Annotated in this window: 21 protein-coding genes; 13 read left to right on the top strand and 8 right to left on the bottom strand. The window is 55.5% G+C overall.

Features of this window, described 5'->3' with window-relative positions:
• Nucleotides 1-50 precede the first annotated feature (50 nt).
• Complete coding sequence (locus DSM117340_RS10775) at nt 51-1,721, top strand: sulfatase-like hydrolase/transferase (protein ID WP_089889230.1); 1,671 nt, start codon at nt 51-53, stop codon at nt 1,719-1,721.
• An 88-nt stretch (nt 1,722-1,809) separates the two neighbouring features.
• On the opposite strand, the gene DSM117340_RS10770 is transcribed toward DSM117340_RS10775, so the two are convergent.
• Nucleotides 1,810-3,471: an acyl-CoA dehydrogenase family protein gene (locus DSM117340_RS10770; RefSeq protein WP_177170673.1), complete on the bottom strand. Its 1,662-nt coding sequence runs from the start codon at nt 3,469-3,471 to the stop codon at nt 1,810-1,812.
• A gap of 156 nt (nt 3,472-3,627) precedes the next feature.
• Between DSM117340_RS10770 and DSM117340_RS10765 the strand changes: the two genes are divergently transcribed.
• Nucleotides 3,628-4,398, top strand: a complete 771-nt coding sequence (locus tag DSM117340_RS10765; protein ID WP_089889232.1) for a sulfite exporter TauE/SafE family protein — start codon at nt 3,628-3,630, stop codon at nt 4,396-4,398.
• A 67-nt stretch (nt 4,399-4,465) separates the two neighbouring features.
• On the opposite strand, the gene DSM117340_RS10760 is transcribed toward DSM117340_RS10765, so the two are convergent.
• Nucleotides 4,466-6,064, bottom strand: coding sequence for a phosphoenolpyruvate carboxykinase (locus tag DSM117340_RS10760; RefSeq protein ID WP_089889237.1), 1,599 nt, complete (start codon nt 6,062-6,064; stop codon nt 4,466-4,468).
• 344 nt (nt 6,065-6,408) lie between these two features.
• Here DSM117340_RS10760 and DSM117340_RS10755 point away from each other — a divergent pair, with 344 nt between their 5' ends.
• The 7 genes from DSM117340_RS10755 to DSM117340_RS10725 are packed head-to-tail and all read left to right on the top strand — an operon-like array spanning nt 6,409 to nt 11,830.
• Entirely contained in the window at nt 6,409-7,110 is a 702-nt protein-coding gene (locus tag DSM117340_RS10755) for a response regulator transcription factor (RefSeq protein WP_089889240.1), read from the top strand.
• A gap of 26 nt (nt 7,111-7,136) precedes the next feature.
• A complete protein-coding gene (locus tag DSM117340_RS10750; protein ID WP_245724387.1) occupies nt 7,137-8,831 on the top strand; it encodes a sensor histidine kinase in 1,695 nt (564 codons plus the stop codon).
• Nucleotides 8,832-8,837: 6 nt separating this feature from the next.
• Nucleotides 8,838-9,275, top strand: a complete 438-nt coding sequence (locus DSM117340_RS10745) for an HPr kinase/phosphatase C-terminal domain-containing protein (protein WP_089889242.1) — start codon at nt 8,838-8,840, stop codon at nt 9,273-9,275.
• A gap of 44 nt (nt 9,276-9,319) precedes the next feature.
• The gene (gene rapZ, locus DSM117340_RS10740) at nt 9,320-10,234 is read left to right on the top strand and encodes an RNase adapter RapZ (RefSeq protein ID WP_245724388.1); all 915 of its coding nucleotides are present in this window, start codon (nt 9,320-9,322) and stop codon (nt 10,232-10,234) included.
• A complete protein-coding gene (locus DSM117340_RS10735) occupies nt 10,231-10,617 on the top strand; it encodes a PTS fructose transporter subunit IIA (RefSeq protein ID WP_089889249.1) in 387 nt (128 codons plus the stop codon). The genes rapZ and DSM117340_RS10735 overlap by 4 nt, the downstream gene beginning before the upstream one ends.
• Before the next feature lie 26 nt (nt 10,618-10,643).
• Nucleotides 10,644-10,922: an HPr family phosphocarrier protein gene (locus tag DSM117340_RS10730; protein ID WP_089889252.1), complete on the top strand. Its 279-nt coding sequence runs from the start codon at nt 10,644-10,646 to the stop codon at nt 10,920-10,922.
• A 32-nt stretch (nt 10,923-10,954) separates the two neighbouring features.
• Nucleotides 10,955-11,830: a lysophospholipid acyltransferase family protein gene (locus DSM117340_RS10725; protein ID WP_089889255.1), complete on the top strand. Its 876-nt coding sequence runs from the start codon at nt 10,955-10,957 to the stop codon at nt 11,828-11,830.
• 69 nt (nt 11,831-11,899) lie between these two features.
• On the opposite strand, the gene DSM117340_RS10720 is transcribed toward DSM117340_RS10725, so the two are convergent.
• From DSM117340_RS10720 to DSM117340_RS10705, 4 genes are all read right to left on the bottom strand, one after another.
• A complete protein-coding gene (locus DSM117340_RS10720) occupies nt 11,900-12,826 on the bottom strand; it encodes an FAD-binding protein (RefSeq protein WP_089889259.1) in 927 nt (308 codons plus the stop codon).
• The gene (locus DSM117340_RS10715; protein ID WP_089889262.1) at nt 12,826-13,584 is read right to left on the bottom strand and encodes an electron transfer flavoprotein subunit beta/FixA family protein; all 759 of its coding nucleotides are present in this window, start codon (nt 13,582-13,584) and stop codon (nt 12,826-12,828) included. The genes DSM117340_RS10720 and DSM117340_RS10715 overlap by 1 nt, the downstream gene beginning before the upstream one ends.
• 275 nt (nt 13,585-13,859) lie before the next feature.
• Nucleotides 13,860-14,432, bottom strand: a complete 573-nt coding sequence (locus tag DSM117340_RS10710) for a cob(I)yrinic acid a,c-diamide adenosyltransferase (protein WP_089889265.1) — start codon at nt 14,430-14,432, stop codon at nt 13,860-13,862.
• A 4-nt stretch (nt 14,433-14,436) separates the two neighbouring features.
• Nucleotides 14,437-14,640 carry a twin transmembrane helix small protein gene (locus tag DSM117340_RS10705; protein WP_089889267.1) on the bottom strand — a complete coding sequence of 68 codons (204 nt, stop codon included), beginning with the start codon at nt 14,638-14,640 and terminating at the stop codon, nt 14,437-14,439.
• Nucleotides 14,641-14,744: 104 nt separating this feature from the next.
• Between DSM117340_RS10705 and DSM117340_RS10700 the strand changes: the two genes are divergently transcribed.
• A complete protein-coding gene (locus DSM117340_RS10700) occupies nt 14,745-15,704 on the top strand; it encodes a DMT family transporter (RefSeq protein WP_089889270.1) in 960 nt (319 codons plus the stop codon).
• Here the strand turns inward: DSM117340_RS10700 and DSM117340_RS10695 are convergent.
• Both DSM117340_RS10695 and DSM117340_RS10690 read right to left on the bottom strand, forming a co-directional pair.
• Nucleotides 15,640-16,470, bottom strand: coding sequence for an SDR family NAD(P)-dependent oxidoreductase (locus DSM117340_RS10695; RefSeq protein ID WP_089889273.1), 831 nt, complete (start codon nt 16,468-16,470; stop codon nt 15,640-15,642). The two genes, DSM117340_RS10700 and DSM117340_RS10695, sit on opposite strands and share 65 nt — an antisense overlap.
• Before the next feature lie 38 nt (nt 16,471-16,508).
• Nucleotides 16,509-17,075: an SH3 domain-containing protein gene (locus DSM117340_RS10690; protein ID WP_177170644.1), complete on the bottom strand. Its 567-nt coding sequence runs from the start codon at nt 17,073-17,075 to the stop codon at nt 16,509-16,511.
• 169 nt (nt 17,076-17,244) lie between these two features.
• Between DSM117340_RS10690 and parC the strand changes: the two genes are divergently transcribed.
• From parC to DSM117340_RS10675, 3 genes are all read left to right on the top strand, one after another.
• Entirely contained in the window at nt 17,245-19,584 is a 2,340-nt protein-coding gene (parC, locus tag DSM117340_RS10685; RefSeq protein ID WP_089889279.1) for a DNA topoisomerase IV subunit A, read from the top strand.
• Nucleotides 19,585-19,681: 97 nt separating this feature from the next.
• On the top strand, nt 19,682-20,866 hold the full coding sequence (locus tag DSM117340_RS10680; RefSeq protein ID WP_089889282.1) for a DUF898 family protein: 1,185 nt from the start codon (nt 19,682-19,684) through the stop codon (nt 20,864-20,866).
• On the top strand, nt 20,866-21,990 hold the full coding sequence (locus DSM117340_RS10675) for a M48 family metalloprotease (RefSeq protein ID WP_089889285.1): 1,125 nt from the start codon (nt 20,866-20,868) through the stop codon (nt 21,988-21,990). Before DSM117340_RS10680 ends, DSM117340_RS10675 begins: the two co-directional genes overlap by 1 nt.
• The last annotated feature ends 194 nt before the right edge of the window (nt 21,991-22,184 follow it).

Raw genomic sequence — 22,184 nt, 5'->3', positions numbered from 1 at the left:
TTTTGCCCTAAAAGTTGCTGATGACGTCACTCAACCGCAAGGCTCCCCCAATGTCAGACAAAAAAAACATTCTCTTCATCATGTTTGACCAACTGCGCTGGGACTACTTGAGCTGTTATGGTCATCCACATCTTCACACCCCAAACATTGACTGGCTCGCAAGCCAAGGCGTACGCTTCAACCGTGCGTATATTCAGTCGCCCATCTGCGGCTCCTCGCGGATGAGCACATATACGGGCCGCTATGTGCAGAGCCATGGTGCAAGCAACAACAAGATCCCGCTCAAGGTCGGCGAGCTTACTCTGGGCGATCATTTGCGCGCTGCGGGTGTCGACTGCTGGCTGATTGGCAAAACCCATATGGAAGCCGATGCTGAGGGCATGGCACGCCTCGGGCTTGAGCCAGACAGCGTGATTGGTGTGCGTGTTGCGGAATGTGGCTTTGATGTCTTTGAGCGCGATGACGGCATGAAGCCCGAAGGTCCGGAAGGCGAATATGACCCACGCGGCGCTCTGGCCTATAACGACTGGCTGCGCGCCAAAGGCTACGAAAGTGACAACCCTTGGCACGACTTTGCCAACTCTGGTCTTGATGAAAATGGCAACGTCATCTCAGGCTGGTTCCTGAAGAACTCGGCCTATGCCGCCAATATCGAAGAGTCCGACAGCGAAACACCCTACCTGACGGGCCGTGCGATGGAGTTCATAGAGAAAGCCAAAGGTCCGTGGTGCGCGCATCTCAGCTATATCAAGCCCCACTGGCCCTATATCGTCCCTGAGCCATACGCGTCTATGTTTGGGCCCGAACATGTCTTGCCTGTCGTCCGCTCTGATGCGGAACGTCAGAAGGCACACCCTGTGCTGAAAGCTTTCATGGATACGCCAGTCGGACAGTCTTTCAGCCGCGATGATGTGCGCGAGAGCGTAATCCCTGCCTATATGGGCTTGATCAAACAAGTCGATGACCAAATGGGTCGGCTTTTTGAGTGGCTCAAAGAAACAGGCCGATGGGACAATACCGTGATTGCTCTGACTTCTGACCACGGTGATTTTTTGGGCGATCACTGGCTTGGCGAAAAGACGTTCTTTTATGAACAAAGCGTTCGGGTTCCGCTCATCATCTATGATCCCAGCCCGCAGGCCGACGCCACCCGTGGCACAGTCAGTGAAGCCCTGGTGGAAAGCATCGACCTCGCTCCAACTTTCCTTGAGATGTCAGGTGGCAAGGCACTGCCCCATATCCTTGAGGGGGAAAGCCTTGTTCCCTTGCTGCACGGAACCGCTCAGGACACAGAGCGCAGCTTTGTTATCTGTGAATACGACTACTCTGGAGCACCCGTCGCCCGCCTTACAGGAGCAAGCGTTTCCGAAGCCAACATGTATATGGTCGCCGACGCGCGCTACAAACTGATCCACTTTGAAACAGGCGATAGGCCGATGCTGTTTGATCTGGAAAATGATCCCGACGAGCTCGCCGACCTTGGCGCAAGCGAGGCCCACGCCGATATCATCTCGGCTATGTATGAGAAGCTGCACAGTTGGACGCGCCGTGTCTCCCAGCGCACCACGATCAGCCACGACAGCCTTATTGCCCGCCGCAGCCAGCGCAGTACCAAAGGCATCGTTATTGGTGTGCCAGAGGAGGGTGATATGGACGCTGAGCTCACGATTAAATACCGTGGCCAGACCGCAAAGCCCTGGCAGGACATTAAGAAGAGTTAGGTCGGTCGAAGCGCATTCATGCTCCGACCGTCTGGGGGCTATGCCCCCAGACTCCCAGAATATTTAGAGAAAGAATAAGAGCTGCGGGTTAGCCGAGCAGTCTTCGTGCGATCACTTGTGCCTGAATTTCTGCTGCACCTTCAAAGATATTGAGGATGCGAGCATCACAGAGGATACGGCTGATCTGGTATTCCAGTGCGAAGCCGTTGCCGCCGTGGATTTGCAGCGCATTGTCAGCAGCGGCCCAAGCCACCCGCGCGCCCAGAAGCTTGGCCATCCCGGCCTCAAGGTCACAGCGGCGATCGTTGTCTTTTTCCCAAGCTGAGAAATAAGTCAGCTGCCGTGCCACCATGATCTCGACGGCCATCATAGCGAGTTTGCTTGCAACTCGGGGGAACTGGACCAGCGCCTTCCCAAATTGCTTGCGGTCCTCGGCATATTGCAAGCCTACATCCAGTGCAGATTGGGCTACACCCACAGCGCGCGCAGCAGTCTGGATCCGTGCGGCCTCGAAGGTTTGCATAAGCTGTTTGAAGCCCTGTCCCTCTTCGGAGCCCAAGAGGTTTGCGCCTTTCACTTTAAAGCCGTCAAACGCCAACTCATATTCTTTCATGCCGCGATAGCCGAGAACCTCGATTTCGCCGCCCGTCATGCCCTCGGTGGGGAAGGGAGCCTCGTCGGTTCCCGGCGTCTTCTCGGCCAAAAACATCGACAGGCCTTTATGGTCGGTGCTGTCAGGATTCGTGCGTGCCAGAAGTGTCATGACATGAGTGCGGGCCGCATGGGTGATCCATGTCTTGTTGCCAGTGATCTCATAGTCGCCCGCCTCGTTTTTCACGGCACGTGTGCGCAGGGCGCCGAGGTCGGAGCCAGTGTTTGGCTCGGTAAACACAGCAGTCGGTAGGATTTCTGCACTCGCGAGCTTGGGCAGCCAGTGCTCTTTCTGCTCTTGCGTACCGCCTGCGAGGATCAGTTCAGCCGCAATCTCAGAGCGTGTGCCGAGCGAACCAACCCCGATATATCCGCGTGACAGTTCTTCGGAGACAACAACCATCGAGGCTTTGCTAAACCCAAAGCCACCAAATTCTTCTGGAATAGTGAGACCAAACACGCCCATCTCGGCAAGCTCTTCGATCACTTCCATCGGGATCAGCTCGTCGTTCAAGTGCCACTCATGCGCAAAGGGCGCGACCTTGTCCAAGGCGTAGCGACGGAATTGCTCACGGATCATCTCCAGCTCATCCTCAAGACCAGTCTTGCCAAAGGTGATCTCGGCTTTGCCCTCTTGCATCAAGGCCACGAGCGCCAAGCGCGCGGCTTGGGTATTGCCCTTTTCGCACAAGAGGCTCACTTCAGTGTTCATCAAAGCACGCGCGTCATCTTGCGAGAGCCCAATGTCCTGAAGGCGCACAACTTCGCCTTGGTTCATCTGGATCCCGCCGTAGATCTGCCAGAGGTATTCGCCAAACGCGATTTGGTGAATAAGCTGTTCCATTGTGCCAAACTGGCCATTGGCCTTTAGGCCTTCGGCCCATTTTTGCATCTGGCGCAGGCTTTCAACATACGTGGCCAGCCAAGCGAGCCCGTGCGCGGCTGTTTGGTTCTCTTCCAAGAGCTGCGCCGATACGCGGCCTTCCGAGCTCACATCTGTGCGCACGCGCTCAATGGCCTTTGCCAAAAGAGACTCGGCTGGGGCTACTGCCGCGCCTGTCAAAGTCAGCAAATCGGGAAGAAGCGTATCTTGAGCCATTGTCATATGTCCGTCCATGAGTGAATCAGCCTTTTTTCTCTGGTGAGCCGTTTTTAGCTATTATGCAGGTGCAGCGCAATATTGCTACGTTGCGCTGCGGCAAAATGATCAAAAATTACGCGTGTATTTTGATTTTTTGAGGCGTAAGACCTTGCCATGGATATTATTTCTTCTGGTCTTACGCCTGCTCTTTTCTGTCTGGCGCTTGGTGTGACGCTCCTCGCAGGGGTCGTCAAAGGCATGGTCGGCTTCGCCATGCCGATGATTATGATCTCGGGCCTTTCAAGCTTTATCGCGCCCGAGCTCGCGCTTGCTGCGCTGATATTGCCGACCGTGGCAACAAACCTTCAGCAAGCGTTTCGCCATGGCGCTGACGAAGTTTGGGGCGCGGTAAAGCGCTTCAAGATATTCCTTGTGGTCGGCGGTGTGTTCCTCTTGTGCTTTGCCCAGCTGGTGAATGTTATACCGTCCCACATTATGCTTTTATCCATCGGCATAATTGTCAGCCTGTTCACAGCGATCCAGCTTTTGGGGTGGTCGCCGAGCTTTCAACATGCACCGAAGCGCTTTGAAGCGTTGTTTGGCGCTGCTGCAGGGGCCATTGGCGGCCTATCAGGAATATGGGGTCCTCCCACCGTGATGTATCTCAGCGCGCTCGATGTTGCCAAAAAAGAGAGCCTGCGCATTCAAGGGATTATCTATGGCTTGGGTGCGATCCTCTTGGTCATGTCCCATATCGGATCAGGCGTACTCAATGCCAAAACACTGCCCTTTTCGGTGGCTATGCTGGTACCGGCTCTCCTTGGCTTGCAGATTGGCTTCAGGTTGCATGACCGCATTGACCAGAAAAACTTCAAGCGCCTTACGCAGATTTTTCTGTTCGTGGCAGGGCTCAACCTGATCCGCAAAGGTGTAATGGGCCTCTGAACGGAAAACGGCGCCTCCAAAGAGACGCCGTTCAATATCTTGAAGAGTGAGGGTTATCCCCACGCCATTAGCCGATAGCAGCCGCTTTTACATCTTCGTCGATGAATGGCAGGTATTGCTGGAAGTTCTCAGCAAACATTTCCACAAGCTTTTCTGCCTGTGCATCATAGGCATTTCCGTCGGCCCATGTGCTGCGTGGATCAAGAAGCGCCGCGTCGACGCCTTTGACGGTCACAGGAACATCAAAGCCGAAGTTCTCATCCTTGCGGAAGGTTGCATCATTCAACGAGCCGTCAAGCGCCGCTGTCAGCAGAGCGCGCGTCGCTTTGATTGGCATACGCGAGCCAGTTCCATATGCGCCACCTGTCCAGCCTGTGTTCACAAGCCAGCAAGTTGCGCCATGCTTGGCGATCTTGTCGCGCAAGAGGTTGCCATAGGCTTCTGGACGGCGCGGCATGAAGGGCGCACCAAAGCAGGTTGAAAATGTGGGCTCTGGCTCAGTCACGCCGCGCTCTGTTCCAGCAACCTTCGAGGTGAAACCCGACAGGAAGTGATACATGGCTTGTGCTGGCGTGAGGCGCGCAATGGGAGGCAGAACGCCAAACGCATCACATGTGAGCATGATCACATTTTTGGGGTGACCACCAAGGGCAGTCTCCGACGCGTTTGAGATATACTCCAGCGGGTAGGCACAGCGCATGTTGGCCGTGAGGCTGTCATCATCAAAATCCAGCTCTTTGGTTTCTTCATCAAAAACCATATTCTCGATGACCGTGCCAAATTTCTGTGTGGTTGCATAGATTTCTGGTTCGGCTTCAGCGTTGAGGTTGATGGTCTTGGCGTAGCAGCCGCCTTCAAAGTTGAATGTGCCTTTGTCGGACCAGCCGTGCTCGTCATCACCAATCAGCGTACGCTGTGGGTCCGCAGAGAGTGTTGTTTTGCCAGTGCCCGAAAGACCAAAGAAAACCGCGGTGTCGACAGGGTTTCCAGTGGCGTGGTTGGCCGAGCAGTGCATCGGCATCACACCTTTTTCTGGCAGCAGGTAGTTCAGCAGCGTGAAAACAGACTTCTTGTTCTCGCCTGCATATTCTGTCCCGCCGATCAGGATCATCTTGCGATCAAAGTTCATCGCAATAACAGTCTCGCTGCGGCAGTTGTGCTTGGCAGGGTCAGCTTGGAAGCTCGGGCAGTTGATCACTGTAAAGTCGGCAATAAAGCTATTGAGCGCTTCGCGCTCTGGGCGGCGCAACAGGTGACGGATGAAAAGGTTGTGCCACGCCAGCTCTGTCACCATGCGCACATTGATCGCCAGCTCCGGATCAGCTCCGCCCACCAAGTCCTGCACATAGTAGTCACGGCCCTTCATGTGGGCGATCATGTCTTCATATAGCGCATCAAACCCTTCTGGGCTCATCTCGGCGTTGTTTTCCCACCAGATTGTGTCGGCCACAGAGGCAGTTTTGACCACATGTTTGTCTTTGGGCGAACGGCCCGTAAACTTGCCAGTGGTCACAAGGAATGTACCGCCTTGGCCCAATGTGCCTTCGCCCGCTTTCAGCGCGGCTTCTACAAGCGCGGGTTCCATCAGGTTGTAGTAAACAGCGCCAAGCCCTGTGATACCTTGATCGTCTAGGGTGAATTTGGGGTTTACGCGTCCTGATGTCATGCGGAATGCTCCTTCGCCAGTTTTGGCAGTTCTTGTTAATGGGCGGCGCCCGAAGGCGGGACCAAACTTGGCTTGCTCATAACATGACGGTTTTGTGTCGCAACAGGCGCAACGCCACAGTTAGCGCAATCAAGGCAAGTTTAGCGCAACCAGAGGCGGTATCTTGCCCCTATCAAAGGCAGCAGATGGAGAAAGTGAGGCAATTTAGCCATTTCTCAGGACTTTGTGAGACAAAATCGACTCACCCGACAAACTGATTCGCTTCAAGGGATTGATCAAAAGCCCAAATAAGGCAATGGTGGACGAAAAAACGTGGCATTAAGAGTAGTATAAGGAAGAGTAAGATGTCTAAAATCGCCCTTGTGGACGATGACAGGAATATTCTGACATCCGTAGCAATGTGCCTAGAAGCCGAAGGCTTTGAGGTCGAAACATATCACGACGGTCAGCAAGCGCTTGACGCGTTTAACAAAAAACTCCCCGACATGGCAGTGCTTGATATTAAGATGCCTCGCATGGATGGCATGGATTTGCTCCAGCGCTTGCGTCAAAAAACAACAATGCCTGTGATTTTCCTCACGTCAAAAGACGATGAGATCGACGAGGTGCTTGGCTTGCGCATGGGCGCTGACGACTACGTCAAAAAGCCTTTTTCACAGCGCCTTCTTGTTGAGCGCATCCGTGCGCTTCTGCGCCGTCAGGATGCGATTGCTGGCGAAGTGATCCCCGAAACAGAAGAAACCAAAGTCATGGACCGTGGTGACCTCAAAATGGACCCGCTGCGTCATGCTGTTGCCTGGAAAGGCAAAGATGTCTCTCTCACGGTGACAGAGTTCTTGTTGTTGCAAGCGCTCGCACAGCGTCCTGGGTTTGTGAAAAGCCGCGACCAGCTGATGGATGTGGCCTATGATGATCAGGTCTATGTTGATGACCGCACAATCGATAGCCACATCAAGCGCCTGCGCAAAAAAATGCGCTCTGTTGACGAGACATTCTCGGCGATTGAGACACTTTATGGCATCGGTTACAGATATAACGAAGAATAATAGCCGAGAAGGGCAGGGCCAAGAGGATGGCGGTGCAAAACATGGCACCAGAGCGAAACGGTGATGTGGTGCTGGGCGATGATTTTGTCGCTCCGCGCAGCACGGTTGATGAGAATATCCGCGCGCGCCGTGAGCGCCGCGGTTTTTTCTCATTGCGCCGCTCACCGTTGGCTCGAAAAATCATCACATTCAACCTCATCGCCATGTCGCTCCTTCTGGCGGGAATTCTATATCTCAACTCCTCACGTGACGGCTTGGCACTGCAGCGCGCCAAAGGCCTGATCAGCGAAGCCGAGCTTGTCGCTGATGTGATCGAAGCGCAAATGCCTGTGGGTGCGCCCGTCAACCTCGCGACAGGAGATGGGATTGATCCGGAGGCTGCACTGCAAGGGCTCGATCTGCGTGAAGGCCTTGAAGTTCTGCTTTTTGATCGCGCCGAAACCTTGGTGGCGCGCATGGAAGGCCGCGGTCTGAGTGCCGATCTGGAGAGCGTGAACGATGAGCCCGCGGCGACCTATCTGACCGACGGCCTCAACGCGCTCTGGTCTTTCGTCTCCGCACCTGTTGGCGGCGGGAAGGCGGAAAAGCCCCCCCTTGAAGTGATGGCACGCAGTATCGTTGTTGGCGCAATGGGCGGCCAATCCCAGATCAACAACGCTCTTGATACAGGCGGCAGCTTCACCGTGGCGACACCCGTGCGCCAAGGCCAGAACGTTGTGGGCGTCGTTGTGCTCGCCTCTACATCAGGTGAAATCGATTATCTGGTGAGGCTAGAGCGTGAGCGAGTGCTCCAGATGTTCCTCGTCGGTGTGATCATCTCAATCGGCCTCAGCCTCGTGCTCGCCTCCACAATCGCAAACCCGCTGAGTGATCTCGCCGCATCTGCCGAGCTTGGCCGTGATCGTGACAGCCGCAATGTTGCCCCTGGCCGCATCCGCATTCCCGATCTTACTGCACGGCCCGACGAAATTGGCCGCCTTTCAGGGGCTCTGCGCGGTATGGTCTCCGCCCTCTATGACCGTATCGACGCGAACGAACAATTCGCAGCTGATGTTGCCCATGAAATCAAAAACCCGCTTGCCTCGCTTCGTTCAGCAGTGGGTACACTCCGTGTCGCAAAGCGTGATGATCAGCGCGACAAGCTGCTCAGTGTGATTGACCATGACGTTCGTCGCCTTGATCGTCTTGTGAGCGATATTTCCAACGCCTCAAGGCTCGATTCAGAGCTTGTTAAAGAGGAGCAGGAAGAGTTTGACCTATTGAAAATGCTAGATAATCTTTGCCAGTTTCTCGGCGAAGATGCCAAGTCTAAAGGTATTGATTTCATCTCAGACCTGCCCAAGCAGCCTATCATTCTTGCAGGTCTTGAAGCCCGTGTCGCCCAAGTCTTTGTCAACTTGATCAGCAACGCAATTTCCTTCTGCGAAGATGGCGATGCCATTCGCGTTTGGGCGCGACAGCGCGAAAACCGTGTGCTTGTCGTGGTCGAAGATACAGGCCCCGGCATCCCTGAGGAGGCTCTCACCAAAATCTTCAAGCGCTTCTATTCTGAGCGACCAGAGCAACAGTTCGGCAATAATTCTGGCCTTGGCCTCGCAATTTCCAAACAGATTGTCGAGGCGCACGACGGTGTCATCTGGGCTGAAAACATCCGTCCAACCGATGTTGATGCTACATCCGAGCCTCTTGGTGCGCGCTTCGTCGTCGGCCTTCCGGTTTAAGCGCAGATGGAACAACCTGACCCGTCTGTTCCCCTCACCGTTCACGCCAGCACTGTCGCCTGCAATGGGCGGGCTGTGCTCATCACGGGGGCTTCGGGGACAGGGAAGTCAGCGCTCGCCCTTCAACTTATGGCGCTTGGATGTGAGCTTGTCTCTGATGACCGTACAGTTATCACGCGCAAGGGGGACAAGTTGATTGCTTCCGCGCCCGAAGCGATCCGTGGCCAAATCGAAGCGCGTTTTGTAGGAATCCTCAATGCGTCACCTGCAGAGCCAACACCCCTTGCTCTTCTTGTCAATCTTGACACAATAGAGCACCAAAGATTGCCCGCTTCGCACACAGAGCTGCTGATGGGACTTTTATTTCCGAGTGTTCACAAAGTCGAGGGGAGCCATTTTCCTGCTGCGATTTTACAATATCTTAAGGACGGGCGTTTCGCCTGATAGTCACGCTCGATTGTACGGGCACAGCCTTGAAAGGGCACAGCGTGGAAACGCCGCACAAACAGCTGGTTCTTGTTACGGGACCCTCAGGGGCAGGGCGCGGAACGGCGATTAATGCGCTTGAAGATCTTGGCTACGAAGCCATCGACAACCTCCCTTTGAGCATGATTGGACGCCTGCTCGACGGCCCGCCCCTTGATCGTCCACTCGCGCTTGGACTTGATGTGCGCAATCGAGACTTTTCTGCCGTTGCATTGCTTGAGGTTCTTGAAGAAGCAATTGGTCTGCATGGTCTTGATGCTGAGCTGCTCTATCTCGATTGTTCTGAAGATGTGCTCCAGCGCCGCTATTCTGAAACCCGTCGTCGGCACCCGCTGTCTCCCAGCGAAGACCCAGCCATCGGCATCACACGAGAGCAGGACATTCTCGCTTCTGTTCGCACGCGTGCGGATATTTTGATCAACACCTCTGAGCTGTCCCCGCATGATCTGCGTGACGAGTTGGGCCGTCTCTTTGGTGGCGAAGCGGGCGCGCGCCTGTCTGTTTTGGTGCAGTCTTTTTCTTACAAACGCGGCCTGCCGCGTGGCGCGGACATGGTGTTTGATACACGCTTTCTGCGCAATCCTCATTGGGACATCTCTTTGCGAAGCGGTGATGGCCGCGAACGACCAGTGCAAGCTTATGTCGAGGCTGATGCGCGCTTTGAAAGCTTCTTTGATCGCGTCAGCGGCCTCACTCGCGAGCTGCTCCCTGCTTACCGCGACGAAGGCAAAACCCATTTCACTATCGCATTTGGCTGTACTGGTGGGCGTCACCGTTCTGTTACCCTAACGGAAAGACTGGCGAAAGCCCTTGCAGAAGAGGGCTGGCAAGTGTCAATTAGACACCGCGAACTGGAGCGAGCAGCGCATGGCGTAAAGCCAACTGCTACGCAGCCTATAGAGGAACGAAAGACGTGATCGGGATCGTGATAGTCGCACATGGCGGATTGGCAGCGGAATATCTGGCCGCAGTCGAACATGTCGTGGGCCGCCAGCAAGGTGTGCGCGCAGTCACGATTGAAGCTGATTGTGACCGTACTGACAAAGAAGCCGAAATCTGCGCCGCAGCTGATGGCGTCGATCAGGGACAAGGCGTCGTCGTTGTTACCGATATGTTTGGTGGGTCCCCCTCAAATCTCTCTCTTATGGCTTGCCGTTGTGACAATCGTCGCATCCTGTACGGGGCCAATTTGCCCATGCTCGTCAAACTCGCGAAATCGCGCCACAAATCTGTACCCGATGCGGTGCGTCTGGCGCTTGATGCGGGACGTAAATACATAGACAGTCAACAAATTACATAAAGCTCACAGATATAAGGAGCGCGCCGATGTCGGGGACACATCAAAAGCGACTGGAAATTATTAACGAGAAGGGCCTTCACGCCCGCGCTTCAGCAAAGCTCGTCGAAGTGGTCGAAGGCTTTGATGCTCGGGCCGAAGTTTCAAAAGACGGGATGAGCGCCAGCGGTGACAGCATCATGGGACTTTTAATGTTGGCAGCAGCGCGCGGAAGCTCTATTGACGTTGAAACTTCGGGCCCTGACGCCGAGGCTCTGGCTGTTGCGCTTGAGGCTCTTGTGGCAGACAGGTTCGGAGAGGACATGTAGGCGCAAACGCGCAGGGTAACCCGGAGCACACATTGGTAGAGCACACGCAAAACAAGCCGATCGTGACGGAAGAGGGCGTGGTGCCAAACACCTACGACCGACGCTCGCTCACCTACGCCAACTCTTTTGACAGCCCCGCTAAGGCAATCATTATTAAAGCCATCGAGTGGTTCACTGGCAAGCTGACGATCCTGCGACTTGTGCGTAAGTTTGAGCGCCAAGGTCCACCCACTGGCCAAGCCTTCTGGCCTGCCGTTCTCAAAGTGATGGGCATCGAGCTCAAAACGCCTCAAGAACAGCTCGACCGTATTCCCACAGATGGCCCTGTTGTCGTTGTTGCCAATCACCCCCATGGGCTGGTTGACGGGATGATCTTTGCCGATCTCGTTGGACGCGTGCGCAATGACTACCGTATTCTCACGCGCGCTCTGCTCACAGGGATAGACGAGGCCGCTACCGAATACATGATCCCTGTGCCGTTTCCCTATGAGGACGATGCGCAGAAAAAGTTTGTCGAAATGCGTGCCAAGGCTATGGCGCATCTCAAGCAGGGTGGCCTTGTCGCGCTCTTCCCTTCAGGCGTTGTCGCCTCATCTGATACAGCCTTCGGCCCCGTAATCGAGCGCGAGTGGAACGTCTTCACAGCCCAGATGATCCGCCGCTCAGGCGCGCGCGTGGTCCCGATCTTCTACCCGGGGTCCAACTCACGCCTCTACCAGATCGCCAACCGCATTTCCGCCACCCTGCGCCAAGGCCTCTTGCTGCACGAGGTTGTCCACAGCTGCAACAAAGACCAAGCTCCCGTCGTCGGCGAGCCACTGACCGACGCGCAAATGGAACTGCTAGAGAAAGACCCCCGCGGCTTCATGAGCTGGCTGCGAGAGCATACGCTGTCATTGAAGGGCTAAGTTCCTTTAGCCCACAAAAGAAAAGGCCCGCCAAATCAGCGGGCCTTCTTTTTGTCTTTGGCGTGTTGCTTACAGCTTTTCCATCAACTCTGGCACAGCGGTAAACAGATCCGCGACGAGGCCGTAGTCCGCGACTTGGAAGATCGGCGCTTCCTCGTCTTTGTTGATCGCCACGATGATCTTGCTGTCTTTCATGCCCGCGAGGTGCTGGATCGCTCCAGAAATCCCGACAGCCACATAAAGCTCAGGTGCAACAACCTTACCCGTCTGACCCACTTGCCAGTCGTTCGGCGCGTAGCCTGAGTCCACAGCCGCGCGCGAGGCGCCGACGGCTGCGCCGAGCTTGTCGGCGAGCTGTTCGATCATCTTAAAGTCATCCAGCGAGCCGACACCACGGCCACCAGAGACAACCACACCAGCCGAAGTCAGCTCAGGGCGATCAGAGGCCGCGACCTTGTCTTCAACCCATGACGAAAGCGCAGGGTCTGCAACTGCTGAAATGGTTTCAATGCTTGCTGAGCCACCTGTCTCTGCCGCATCAAAGGTTGATGTGCGGAAAGTGATGACTTTTTTGGCGTCTGACGATTTGACCGTCTGGATCGCGTTGCCCGCGTAAATCGGACGCTCGAATGTGTTGCCATCTACAACGCCTGACGCGTCAGAGATCACCATCACATCGAGAAGTGCCGCAACCCGTGGCATCACGTTCTTGGCGTCTGTTGTCGCTGGCGCAACGATATGCTCGTAATCGCCTGCAAGGCTGACGATCAGTGCTGCCGTTGGCTCCGCAAGGCGGTGGCCGAGGCTGGCATCTTCAGCCACGAGCACTTTGCTCACGCCTTTGATCGTCGCCGCTGCCGCACCAGCTGCCGCAGCAGATGCGCCGCACGCCAGAACCGTGACATCCCCGAGCTTGGCAGCCGCTGTCACGGCCTTGGCCGTCGCGTCCATGGCAAGCTCGCCATTGTTTACTTCTGCGAGAAGAAGAACCGACATTACACTGCCCCCGCTTCTTTGAGTTTCGCCACAAGCTCGTCTACCGAGCCAACAATTTCGCCAGCCTTGCGCGCTTCTGGCTCTGTTGTCGAGACAACAGCCAGACGCGGTGTGACATCAACGCCGTAATCCGCAGCTGTCTTTTCATCCAGCGGCTTTTTCTTGGCTTTCATGATGTTGGGCAGGCTCGCATAGCGCGGCTCGTTGAGACGCAAATCAACGGTGATGATGGCAGGCATCGTCACATTGATCGTCTGCAAGCCGCCGTCTACTTCACGCGTGACAACAGCTTTGTCGCCCTGCACGTCAAGCTCGGAAGCAAATGTGCCTTGCGACCAGCCGAGAAGCGCTGAGAGCATCTGCCCTGTCGCGTTCATGTCGTTGTCGATCGCTTGCTTGCCCGCAAGCACGATACCAGGCTGCTCTTCTTCGACCACTTTGGCGAGAATTTTGGCAACAGCGAGTGGCTCAATATCCTGATGAACATCATCTGTCGCAACCACAAGGATCGCACGATCCGCACCCATCGCCAAAGCGGTACGCAGAGTTTCCTGCGCTTGCTTCACACCGATAGAGACAGCAATGACTTCCTCGGCTTTGCCAGCTTCCTTGAGGCGAATGGCCTCTTCCACGGCAATCTCGTCGAATGGATTCATCGACATTTTTACGTTGGCAAGATCAACACCCGATCCATCCGCTTTAACACGAACTTTCACGTTATAGTCGATCACGCGTTTGACAGGCACAAGCACCTTCATTGGCGGTCACTCCTTTAAGGTTTCATTTGGCCGCTGAAGCGACTCCATATTTTCCTCTGCCTGAATATCGCCTCGCTCGAAGGCATAACAGGGCAAAATCGTCACGTTTTGTCTCAGAGACGCCGCGTTATGGCTTTTTCAGGCCTGATCTTTGCAAAAATATTACGACACACAGCTTTTCCGCAGAGTAAGCGCCCCGCGCCCATCACCAAAAACAAAAACGCCCCGCGCAAGGGCAGGGCGTTTTCTCATGTGATTGGCGTAAGACTTTCGGCCTAGCGGTTCGCGCCCGGAACCCAAAGTACATCGGCCTTGCCGCCGTCATTGCTATGGCGCGCAGCAACAAAGAACCAGTCAGACAGGCGGTTAAGGTATTTTACCGCCCATTCGTTGACTTCTTCTGTCGAGGCAAGCTCGGTTGTTTTGCGTTCAGCGCGGCGTGAAACGGTGCGGCAGATATGGAGATGTGCCGCCAATGCCGATCCACCGGGCAGAATAAAGCTGCGGAGCGGCTCGAGGTCCGCATTCATCACGTCAATCTCGGCCTCCAAGCGCTTCACCTGCTCTTCGATCATGCGCAGGGGCGGATATTCGGCCTGTTCGTCCTTGTCGATATCAGGCGTACAAAGGTCAGCGCCAAGATCGAAAAGATCGTTCTGGATGCGCGCCAATGCTGCGTCCATCTCGCCCTCAGCATTCAGACGCGCGACACCAATCGTCGCGTTTAGCTCGTCTGACGTGCCATAGGCCGCAACGCGTGCTGAGTGCTTTGCAACCCGTGAGCCATTGCCCAAAGCCGTGTCACCACGGTCGCCAGTGCGCGTATAAATTTTGTTCAATACAACCATAGTTTTATCCTCCCGAACGCAACCAAACGAACAGCAGGATCAGCGCGACAGCAATAAACTGCGCTCCGATCCGCCAACGCATGATGCGGTTTGCGTGTTTGCGGTTAAATTCGCCGCCTTTGGCGAAGCCGCCAACACCGATCATCAAAATGATCAGAACAGCCACACAGGCTACGGCAGTAACAAGAAAAAGTGGATCACCAGCCATGACTTGGCCCCCTTTTTTATAAGCTTTCATCCCATCTAGAGGTTTTTTTCAGGATTACGAGGGCAAATCTGGCGCACGGGTCAGATTGCCGCTAGCGTCGCGCCATGACACAGCCTTCAGGCCCGCGTGCGGGCGATAACACTGTTCTCGCCATCCTACTGTGCCTCGCGGCGCTGCTGTTTTTTGATTTGATGGGCCTGATCATCAAGCATCTTTCGCCCCGCTATACCTCGGCAGAGCTGTCTGCATACCGCAATGTCTTCGGCCTCGTGCCAAGTCTTATCGCGCTGTATGCCTCGGCGCGCTGGCGCAACGCAGGCAAGCGTTGGAAAATCCGTCAGTGGAAACTCGGCTTTCTGCGTGGGCTGCTCGTTTCGTTCGCGCAGCTCATGTTTTATGGCTCGCTTGTCTTTATGCCCTTCGCGACAGCTTCAACCCTGAGCTACGCCTCCGCCATTTTTGCCACCGCGCTCGCGTGGCCACTTTTGGGCGAAAGGGTCGGCCCGATGCGCTGGCTCGCTGTTCTGATTGGCTTTTTGGGAGTGATCCTTGTCGTTGGGCCAAGCAGTGAGGCGTTTGGAGCCGCCGCGCTCTTGCCCCTCGGAGCAGCTGCGCTTTATGCAAGCACTGCCGTCACGGCGCGTCTCTTTGATGAAGATGTCGTGACCCCGCTGGTCAATGTCTATTCGGCCAGTGCCGCGCTGTTCGGGTCGCTTGTGCTCGCCTTCTTTTGGGGCGGGTTCAGCTTGTTACAAAGCTGGACAGACCTTGGATGGATCATGCTGATGGGCTTCTTCGGTGGCGTCGCTGTGCTGCTCTACGTTATGGCCTACCGCATGACCGAGCAAAGCAACCTTGCCCCCTTCAGCTATTTTGGTATTCCGATGGCTTTCGTCCTCGGCTGGCTCTTTTACAGTGAAACGCCTTGGTCTGATCTCTTCCCGGGCGCGTTTCTCATCGCGGCAGGAGGGCTATTTATCGTTTGGCGCGAACGCCGTCTCAGCTCTTCGCGATCAGCCAGTCTAGAAGTCGAGTTGGCAAAATCCGCCGCGCCGCCGCCATAAGATAGGTCGGTGTGGTGACAAAATATCTTGGTTTCGGGCGCGCGCTTTCCAGCGCATGAATGAGCTTTTTTGTAACAGCCGAGGCTGGAAGCTCAAAGCGATCAGGCCCTTCGGTGGGTGTATAAAGCCGCTTCAAGAGACTGTCCTCATATTGCGCCCGTCGTGGCGAGGCCTGCCAATTTACGTGCCGCTCAAATGGTCCGATTGAGTTCTTGCGGATATCCGAAGTGATCGGCCCAGGCTCAACCGTGATAATGTGGATCGGCGTGTCGCGCATCTCGATGCGCAGCGTATCCGTAAGGCCTTCAAGCGCAAATTTCGTGCTGGAATACGCGCCACGCCAGCGCATAGGCACAAGGCCCAGCACAGAAGAACAGTTGATGATCCGCCCGTGCCCCTGTGCGCGCATTACTGGAATGATCTTGCAGCTCAGTTCGTGGACACCAAAGAGGTTTGTCTCGTAAATCTCTCTCAAGCCCTCTCGCGGTAAGTCTTCGACAGCGCCGGGCAGAGCAAAGGCTCCATTGTTGTAGAGCGCATCCAACGTTCCCCCCGTGCGCCCAAGAACCTCGGCGACGGCCGCGTCTATGCTTTCGCTTGATGCATAATCGAGCCGAAAACTCTCTAAGCCTTCGCCCCTGAGCCGCGCACAATCTGCTTCCTTGCGGCAAGTTGCAAAAACCCTCCAGCCGCGTTGTTTCAGCCCGTGTGCCGCGTCATAACCAAGCCCCGAGGAGCAGCCTGTGATCAGAATTGTTTTGCTCATCTTGCCCGCTTACGTGGCGCATCACGTTCTGGCAAGGCTCAGTTGGCTGCGTCCGAAACCAGAAAATCAGCCATATACCCTATGCGTCCAGTCTCAAGGACGCGCAGCTTGACCCAGCCGTTCTCTTCAGAAAGCACCAAGACTTGCTCGCCGTGGGTCAGTCTGCCGACGGCGTTAAAGTTTGTTCCGGGTCCACGGCGCAGGTTCACACGCCCGCCCGTGACTTCGCGAATGTCGTCGCCAAAGGCGGTGTTGGTAGATGCGCTGGCTGCAACTTCGGTGAGGTTTTCGGCTTTCGCCACATCAATTACTGCTTGGTCGAGTGTCACCGCGCTGGGCTTTGGCAGCGGCAACGCGCTTCCACCAGCAGAGGCCAGAACAACCGTGTCATCGCCACCGGTAATCACTTCAGCAGCGACGGGAAGGGGGGCTTTTTCTCTCGGTTTTGCTTGAAGAAATGCGAGGCGCTTTTGTTCTGCGGCTTGGGCGCGTTCTGCAGCCACTGATTGGCGCGATCCGTCTTTTGGCGCGTAGTCCGCGCCGCCACTCAACTCATAAAAAGCAAAAAACAAAAAACCGAAAGTTACTAAAATAAAACGCCACATTTGGCACAACCCCTTACGTAAAACCCACAAAACCCTTGGCACCACCTTACGCGATTCGCGAGCAAAAAGGAGGAGAATCATTTAGGGAGTTTCCCCATTTTGTATAAATGCAACGTCAACAGGCATTTTGGGGATTCAATCCGCCTGCGAAAGCCTTTACACACGCCCCATGAGCGATTTGATCGATGATGAAGATACGCCCGAGGTCGAGCACCTAGAGCCGCTGCGCCGCGCCATTGGCGAGCGCTATCTCACCTATGCGCTCTCCACGATCATGCACCGTGCGTTGCCCGATGCCCGTGATGGCCTCAAACCCGTGCACCGCCGTATCCTCTATGCGATGAGCCGCTTGCGCCTCAGTTCTACAGGCGGTTTCCTCAAGTCTGCAAAGATTTCTGGCGACACAATGGGTGATTTTCACCCTCACGGTGATGCTGCGATCTATGATGCGATGGCTCGCCTCGCACAGGACTTCAACGTGCGCTATCCGCTCGTTGACGGACAAGGCAACTTCGGCAATATCGACGGCGATAACCCTGCCGCCGCGCGTTATACAGAAGCGCGCATGACAGTGGTTGCCGAATCTATGCTCGAAGGTCTGGCCGAAAACGCGGTAGACTATCGCCCCAACTACGATGGGCGTCTCGAAGAGCCTGCGGTTCTGCCTGCGACCTTTCCCAATCTCCTCGCCAACGGCTCCACAGGGATCGCTGTGGGCATGGCGACAAATATCCCGCCGCACAATATCGCTGAGCTGATCGATGCCTGCCTTCATCTGATCAAGACACCTGATGCGCGCGACGATACTCTGCTTGGTTTTGTGCCGGGCCCCGATTTTCCAACAGGCGGCACAATTGTCGAGCCGCGCGAAAATATCGCGCAGGCCTATCGCACAGGCCGTGGCTCGTTCCGCCTACGCTCCAAATGGGAGGTCGAAGACCTCGGGCGCGGCCTCTGGCAGATCGTGATCACGGAAATCCCCTATCAGGTGCAGAAGTCCAAGTTGATCGAAAAGATCGCCGAGCTGATCCAGCTGAAAAAAATCCCGATCCTTGGTGATGTGCGCGACGAATCCGCCGAAGATATCCGCCTTGTGCTCGAGCCGCGCTCCAAGAACGTCGACCCTGACGTTCTGATGAACATGATGTTCCGCAATTCAGATCTTGAGACGCGCTTCTCGCTCAACATGAACGTGTTGATTGACGGCGTTACGCCCAAGGTTTGCTCGATGAAAGAGGTGCTGCGCGCCTTCCTTGATTTCCGCCGCGAAGTCCTCATCCGGCGCAGTCAGCACCGGATGGAAAAGATTGATGTGCGCCTTGAGGTGCTCGAAGGCTTTATCATCGCCTTCCTCAATCTCGACCGTGTCATTGACATCATTCGCTACGATGACGAGCCCAAGGCCGCCTTGATGCGGGAAGACTGGGGCCAGACATTTGTGCGTGCCACTGACGAGAGCGACTATGTTTCGCCCAAAGCTGGCTCGGATGATGGCCTGACAGAGGCGCAAGCCGACGCGATCCTAAACATGCGGCTGCGCTCTTTGCGCAAACTTGAAGAGATGGAGCTTGTCGCCGAGCGAGATAAGCTCATGGAAGAGCGCGCAGGCCTTGAAGACTTGCTCGAAAGTGACAGCCTGCAATGGGCCGCCATTGCCGATCAGCTCAAGCTTGCCAAGAAAACCTTTGGCAAAGACTACGAAGGCGGCGCGCGCCGTACGCTCTTTGCTGAGGCGGGCGAAGTCGAGGATGTACCGCTTGAAGCTATGATCGAGAAAGAGCCGATCACTATCGTCTGCTCTAAAATGGGCTGGATCCGCGCCATGTCGGGCCACATTGATCTGACCCGTGAGCTCAAGTTCAAAGATGGTGATGAAGCCCGATTTGCCTTTCATGCCGAGACCACAGACAAAATCGTATTGATGGGCTCAAACGGGCGCTTCTACACGCTGGGTGCGGCCAATCTTCCAGGTGGCCGAGGCATGGGCGAGCCCTTACGTCTCATGGTTGATCTGCCCAATGAGGCCGAGATTGTCTCTCTCTTTGTGCACCAAAAGGGCCGCAAGCTGTTGCTCGCGTCCTCAGAGGGGAACGGCTTCGTTGTTCCCGAAGAGGAAGTGTTGGCGCAGACCAAATCAGGCAAACAAGTGCTGAATGTCAAAGATGATGCTCGCGCTATGATCTGTAAGCCGCTCACTGGCGATCATGTCGCCATCGTCAGCCAAAACGGCAAGTTCCTTGTGTTCCCCGTTGCAGAATTGCCTGAGCTTGGCCGTGGCAAAGGCGTGCGTTTGCAGAAGTATAACATGGCTCGCGGCAAGCAGGGCGCGCTTGAGCTTGATGGCGGCCTCTCTGATCTGACCACATTCACGTGGTCCGAGGGCCTCAGCTGGGCGATGGGTGGCGGTAAAACCCGCACAGAACCCGACCTGTCTGACTGGCTCGGCAAGCGGGCAGGGGTCGGCAAACGCCCACCCTACGGCTTCCCACGTAATATGAAGTTTGACTGAATAAACGCAATATAACTTGCGTGATTAGCCCTATGGCCTTCATAATCTTGGTTAAGCTTTCAGCGCGAGAGCGATTTCAACAGTGAGGATTTAAAGAATGAGCACATCAGGGCAAATTAATGGCCAGTATCGCGGCACGAGAGGAGAACTTTTCCCTCTCGCGATAAGCGTAGCTCTTCTCACATTTGTGACACTCGGTATTTACCGCTTCTGGGGCAAAACGCGCATCCGCAAATATATCTGGTCCTCCACAGTCGGCGATGGCGACGCATTTGAATACACGGGCACAGGCCTTGAGAAGTTTCTCGGGTTTCTCGTCGCGATTGTGGCCCTCGCGATTTATCTGGGCGTCGTGCAAATGCTGCTCTTCTTTTTGGGTCTGAGCTACTCTGTCGATCTGGAGACACCGCAAGGAATACTTGCCCTGAATGCCCTGATTTACATCAACCTCTTTGCCTTGCTGCCGCTGATATTTTACGCCATGTATCGCGCCCGCCGCTATAAAATGGCGCGTACCCGCTGGCGGGGCGTGCGCTTTGGCATGGAAAAAGGCGCATGGGGCTTCGCCGCGCGCGCCATCGGCTATGGTCTTCTGACATTGGTGAGCTTTGGCGCTCTCTTTCCTCTCGGCAATTTCAAACTTGAAAAATACATGGCCGATCGAAGCTATTTCGGAGACGCCCGCTTTGAGCAGGGCGGAAAATGGACAGCACTTTATGGGGCCGCAAAGCATGTGTTTATCGGTCTTGGTGTGCTCATCGCAGGCGTCGCCATCGGCGGCGCTGCCCAGTCCGAAGCCCTTATGGGTATCGCAGCCCTTGTTGGCTATATCTGGCTCATGGTCGGCTTCGTCTACTACCGCGTCCACAGCTTTCGCTACATGGCCGAAAACCGCAGGCTCGGTGATCAGATCACCTTCACAGCCACCCCGACAACAGGCGAAGTCATAAAAATCTATATCATCGGTGCATTGATCATGGCCGTCGTTGTGGCAGTTTTGGTCTTTATCGGCGGGCTGCTCTTTGGCGCAGCGATGAGCATGGCTGGCATTGGCAATATGGGTCTGGTCGGCGTTCTCGGGGTTGTCCTCTATCTGATCGCGCTTGTGCTCCTCGGTGCGATGACGCTGGTGTTTATCACCCAGCCCACCATCGCGCATTTCATCACAAATTTTACTGTCCATAACGCGGACGCCCTCAACGATATCCAGCAACGTGCGATGGAAACAGGTGTGGATGCTGAAGGCTTTGCCGATGCGCTCGATATTGGTGGCGCAATCTGATGCTTGAAGCGGAGGGGAGCTTCTTTGACGGCTCATCCGCTGCCAAACACAAAGTCATCCTCCGTCTTGATGAGGTGCGGGGCCTTCTGAGCTTTGATGGAGAAGCGCTTGAGCAGCCCGAAGAATGGCCGCTGGCCGAGTTGCGCCTCTTGCGCGATCAGCCTCAAGGCGGCTGGCTTAGCTTTGCGCTTCATATTGAAGGCGAAGACGAAACTCTGCACCACGAAGCGCGTCTCTCTTGCCGTGATGGTGCAATGAATGCAGCCTTGCGCCGCGCAGCGCCCTATCTAACCCGCCGCGACATTCACAAAGGCACGGGTGCACGGGTGGTTGCAAAGCTCACAGTGGCTGTTGTCGCTGTCCTCGCGATGATCTTTGTGATCTTGCCTGCTATGGCCACAAGCCTTGCTCATATCATGCCGCGTGAGCGCGAGGTCCAGTTTGGCCGTGCCGTTGTCAATCAGATGGAGTGGTTTCTGGCGGGCTCGGCAGAGACTGACCTCACCTGCAATAACGAAGCAGGTCTCGCTGCGCTGCATAAAATGGAGGCGCGCCTCATCGAGGGACGCGAGATGGAGTATGACCTTGATATCAAGGTCTTTGATAATGAGATGGTCAATGCCTTCGCGGCCCCTGGTGGGCAGATCGTGATCGTGCGTGGACTTCTGGACAAGGCCACAAGCGCAGATGCCGTCGCGGGCGTTCTGGCCCATGAAATTGGCCACGTCGAAAACCGCGACGCGACCATCGGCGCTTTGCGCGCTGCGGGCTCTGCAGGCCTATTGTCCATGGTTCTGGGCGATTTCTCTGGTGGTACGCTCGCAGTTCTTGTCACAGAGCATCTTATTTCGACAAGTTATACCCGTGAGGCTGAAATTCTCGCGGATGATTTTGCCCTGGAGGCACTGCATGAGGCAGAAGTCAGTTCCGAAGGCCTCGCCAGTTTTTTTGATTACATTCTCGGACTGGAAGGCGGCGGCCCCGCACTGCCCGCTTATCTCAACACTCACCCGCCCTCACAAGCGCGCGCCGACAAATCCCGCGCTCATGCAGAAACACAGTCCAAGACGTCTTCTGTGCTGACAGATGTTGAATGGACGGCGCTCAAAGCGATCTGCGACTGACTGGGTCAAGCGCGGCTGATCTGCTTGCTTCCTCTTTCCAGAAATATCCTAGGGGGTGGGGGGATTGGTCCCGCGCCTGAGCGCCGTGGCTCACACACATCGTAAGAGCTCAGTGCAAGAGCGTCACTTCTAGGGGTGACACCCCACCAGCGCTCCGCTACCCTTCACAAGTGAACAAGGAGGGACTCATGTTT

This window comes from Lentibacter algarum, assembly GCF_040580765.1.
GTDB classification, from domain to species: domain Bacteria; phylum Pseudomonadota; class Alphaproteobacteria; order Rhodobacterales; family Rhodobacteraceae; genus Lentibacter; species Lentibacter algarum.
The sequence above is the reverse complement of the archived record's forward strand: the minus strand, read 5'-3'. Positions and strand labels throughout refer to the sequence as shown.